3 protein-coding genes and 2 pseudogenes are annotated in these 3,254 nt (G+C 61.4%); 3 read left to right on the top strand and 2 right to left on the bottom strand.

Annotation, left to right across the window (positions count from 1 at the left end; translation table 11 throughout):
- Nucleotides 1-489 precede the first annotated feature (489 nt).
- Nucleotides 490-996, top strand: a complete 507-nt coding sequence (locus tag CHEJ32_RS25930) for a type II toxin-antitoxin system VapC family toxin (protein ID WP_156936791.1) — start codon at nt 490-492, stop codon at nt 994-996.
- A 509-nt stretch (nt 997-1,505) separates the two neighbouring features.
- On the opposite strand, the pseudogene CHEJ32_RS25925 reads toward CHEJ32_RS25930, so the two are convergent.
- Nucleotides 1,506-2,076: pseudogene (locus CHEJ32_RS25925) on the bottom strand (short-chain fatty acyl-CoA regulator family protein); the annotation flags it as partial.
- Nucleotides 2,077-2,129: 53 nt separating this feature from the next.
- Here CHEJ32_RS25925 and CHEJ32_RS25920 point away from each other — a divergent pair.
- A pseudogene (locus tag CHEJ32_RS25920) lies at nt 2,130-2,366 on the top strand (DDE-type integrase/transposase/recombinase); the annotation flags it as partial.
- 107 nt (nt 2,367-2,473) lie between these two features.
- On the opposite strand, the gene CHEJ32_RS0123145 reads toward CHEJ32_RS25920, so the two are convergent.
- Nucleotides 2,474-2,794 (bottom strand): S8 family serine peptidase, encoded by a 321-nt coding sequence (locus CHEJ32_RS0123145; RefSeq protein WP_028035890.1) that lies wholly within the window; start codon nt 2,792-2,794, stop codon nt 2,474-2,476.
- A gap of 28 nt (nt 2,795-2,822) precedes the next feature.
- Here CHEJ32_RS0123145 and CHEJ32_RS27860 point away from each other — a divergent pair.
- Nucleotides 2,823-3,254, top strand: a 432-nt coding sequence (locus CHEJ32_RS27860) for an SDR family oxidoreductase (RefSeq protein WP_028035889.1), incomplete at its 3' end; no start/stop codon positions are given.

Below are 3,254 nucleotides of genomic sequence, written 5' to 3'. Positions count from 1 at the left end.
ATTAAGATTGGCTGAAGAGGGCTGGACGTTGCCGCGGCCGACTTCGAGGCCGCTTCCCGAGCGACGCGTTTCTTGTGGCACGCTGACGATGAGATTGTGGAGCTAACGAATGCTTGGACCCCGGATTTACCGAGCCCGTGATGCTGTATGCTTCAAAATCAGCGCGAGGATGTAAGAGCCATCCGGTTCCAGCTTAAAACATCATAGGCCTGCGGTCGTGGGGCGCCGCGTCATTCGCGTGGGCCAGAACGCGCCGCTCCAGCTCGGTTATTACCGGGGGACTAGGCACTACTCCTGCGGTAGCCATGACAAGTCTCTTTTTCCCGGGTTGTCCATCACGCTGGCAAGCCATGGTGAAGGTGGTCGCGCTGAATACGCCTGCTGCCGGGAAGCTACGCCGAGTAGGGGTTATGACGGGGCAGTTTTCCGTTCCGGAGGATTTTGACCGCATGGGCAATGACAAATCGAGACCCTGTTCGGTGGCGATGCGTGAAGATCCTGCTCGATACCCATTTGCTGCTGTGGGTGGCAGCCGAGCCCGATAAACTCCCGCGCTCCGCCCTCGCGGAGATTGAGAACGCCGACAATCATCTGATGTTCAGCGCGGCTAGTCTGTGGGAAGTGCCGATCAAGCGCGGTCTGGGTCGCGCCGACTTTACCGAGGACGTGCGACTGCTGCGCCGGGGCCTGTTGGACAACGGCTATCACGAGTTGCCCGTCACTGGCGAACATGTTGCCGTGGATGGGCTCCCACCCGACGACAAAGATCCTTTCAACCGAATTTTGATCGCCCAATCGATCGTGGAAGGCATCACATTGCTGACCGTCGACGAACTGGTTGCGGCATACCCCGCGCCCGTTCGTCCTTTTTTACGGGGCCGGTTAGCAGTGCAGCGCGTCCTTGTTGCCTGCACTTCTGTCCGGCTTTGCTCGACCGCAATTTTGCCCTGCCAAAGTGTCGTCGTAGAAGAACGGCTTGCTGTTATTGCTTCGTAAGCGCCATTGTTTCCGCCCCGGACAATCGCTCATGCGCCTTGCTGTATTTTCGGCTCCCGCTGGCCTGCGTCTAGTGAAGAAACGCTGATGGAGCGGCACTGTTGCATTAGCCTCGGCCCGTCTACGGAGGAGGCGGTTCTCGGGAGGAGTCGTCCTGTTGTCCCTGTTCAAGTGCCGCCGCTCTCCACGATTTTCCGCCGGGTGCAGCGCTACGCGCGCCGAGACCGCCACACCAAGGACCTCGCTCGGGCTCGTGAGCGGGCCAACGAGTCGTATGTGCGGTTGGCGGGCGATGGAAGTACCTGTCCCGAGCGATCGATAAGCACGGCCAGCTGATCGGCCCCTTCGTTGACCAAATGTTGGTCTCGCCGCCTGAGCAATCCACTCTGGCTGAATGCGTCGTGGCGTATCCGAGTTACGCAACAAAGCTCTGTGACCGGCAGCAACTGTGAAATCCGTTACTGACGCTCTCATCTCCTATCCGGACGGCGGTTAGCGAATTAAGCAGGTCAAGAGATCGCGTACGGCAAGACTGCACGGAAGTGATGATCGAGCCTCAACTTCGCCTTCAGCGGCGGCACTGCGCGTTGGGAACAGGTGGCACGCTCGCAGATGCGGCAGGATATGCCGATCGGCTCGAAGGCGGCGCGATTGGTCAGGTCGAGCCCGTCGGCATAGACGAAATCCTTTGCATAGGAGATCTCGCAGCCGAGCGCGATCGCGTAGCGGCGATGCGGTGCACGGTAACCGCCACCGCTCTTGATCACCTCGGTCGCGATCGAGAGATAGCGGATGCCGTCCGGCGTCTCGGCGAGCTGCCGGCTTATCCGCCCCGGCACCTCAAACGCCTGATGCGCGTTCCACAGCCGGGCAGGCCGCTCCGAAGCGGGCAAATTGCAGCTTGGCGGCACTGTGGCGCTTCGTGATGTTGCCCGCGCGGTCGATGGTGGCGAAGAAGACCGGCACGCCCTTCAGCCCGGGCCGCTGCAGGGTCGACAGCCGATGAGCGACCTGTTCCAGGCTGGCGCCGAACCGTGCGGCTAAAAGTTCGAGATCATGGCGCAGGTCCTTCGCTGTCGAGGGAGGCGGTCATCTCATGCGACGCCTAGAACCGGCTACGGGATCGATCTCGCCGTATGCTGAAGGCGATACGCATCCGCAAAAGCCAATACTTGAACAATCGGATCGAGCAGGATCATCGGCGCATCAAGCGACGGGTGCGACCGATGCTGGGCATCAAGTCCTTTTCTTCGGCAGCCGTCACCCTGGCTGGCATCGAGATGGTTCACATGATGCGCAAGCAGCAAGGCCGTTTCGCTTTCAATTCGGCTCCTTCTCTCAAGGAGAAGTTCGAGGCAATCGCCGCCTGAAGTGTGTCCGGAGGACGTCGTCTCGCGCACGTCCAAAAGTTTGCAACACAACCCTCAAATGTTATCTCAACCAATGTAGCGGAATTTCGCGTTCATGGAGGTAGCGATCATGGCAGGCCGGCAGAAATGGCTGGAGCGTTACCACACACGGCGCGGATGGCGTCGGGGCCAAGGGGCACCAACCGCTTATAGGCCGCTTCGGGCACCGTAGCGGAGGAGGCAAGCAGCGCGCGGACGAGATTGGCGGATGAGTCCGGAAAACGAGAAAGCAGCTGCGCCGCCTTGAACGCGACATTTGGCGCCGCATAGGAATTGCCGGAACCGCTCGTGATCAGCTGCTCGACCGGTCGATGATGCAGCGTCAACAGGCTCGCGCTCGCGACATCACGGCGGTCGCGCAGCCGCTGGACCAGTGGGTCGAAGATCATCGTCCCCCCGAGATCGATGAAATCCGGCTTGATTGAACCCTGCTGGGCGCTCGCCCCGGACGGCCTGCGCGCGCTCACCGGCCGCGCCGGTCTTTTGGACACCGACACCGATCACGGCGCCCGGGGCGGGGCAGGGCAGGGGGCTGTGGCGGGCGCACCGGACGCTTTCGCCGCGGCTGAAACGGATGTGCTGGAAGACGCGGCCGACGCCGATCCGCTGGCGCAAGAACTCGCGGCGATCGATGCCGTGCTCGCACGCACGGCCCGGGTGCTGGATGTGTTCGAAGCGGTAATGGCGGTACATGTGAAGGGTGCCTATCTGGCAGCCAAGCATGTCGTTCCGCATATGCGCGACGGGGGTGCAATCGTCATCACCTCCAGCGTGGCAGCGATGAGAGGAGACGCTGGCGTCTATGCCTACATCATTGCCAAGCATGCGCAGGTGGGGCTCATGCGCTGC

Origin of the sequence: Chelativorans sp. J32, from assembly GCF_000518985.1 — a bacterium.
Classification (GTDB): Bacteria; Pseudomonadota; Alphaproteobacteria; order Rhizobiales; family Rhizobiaceae; genus Chelativorans.
Note: the sequence above shows the minus strand (reverse complement) of the source record. Positions and strands in the feature narration are given on the sequence as shown.